The organism is Arthrobacter sp. 05L421, assembly GCF_056397785.1.
This window is the reverse complement of the sequence record NZ_JBFTOC010000083.1, coordinates 1-314: the sequence shown is the minus strand read 5'-3', so window position 1 is coordinate 314 and position 314 is coordinate 1. Positions and strand designations below refer to the sequence as shown.

Annotated in this window: 1 pseudogene; it reads right to left on the bottom strand. The window is 62.6% G+C overall.

Annotated features, from left to right (window positions below):
• Positions 1–314, bottom strand: a pseudogene (locus AC1DKQ_RS22505) (pyruvate dehydrogenase (acetyl-transferring), homodimeric type); the annotation flags it as partial.

Genomic DNA, 314 nt, shown 5'->3' with positions numbered 1-314 from the left:
GCGAGGGTGAGTTTCTTCATCTGGTGGGTCGCGTTGCGGCCCTCGAAGTGCGTGCCCAGCCCGTAGCCCTTGACCGTGTGGGCCAGGATGACGGTGGGCTTGCCCTTGAACTCGGTGGCGGCCTTGTACGCGGCGTAGACCTTGTTGTAGTCGTGGCCGCCGCGCTTGAGGTTCCAGATCTSGTCGTCGGTCAGGTCCTGGACCATTTCCTTGGTCTGCGGGGTCTTGCCGAAGAAGTGCTCGCGGACGAACGCGCCGGACTCGGCCTTGTAGGTCTGGTAGTCGCCGTCGACGGTCTCGTTCATGATTTTGAC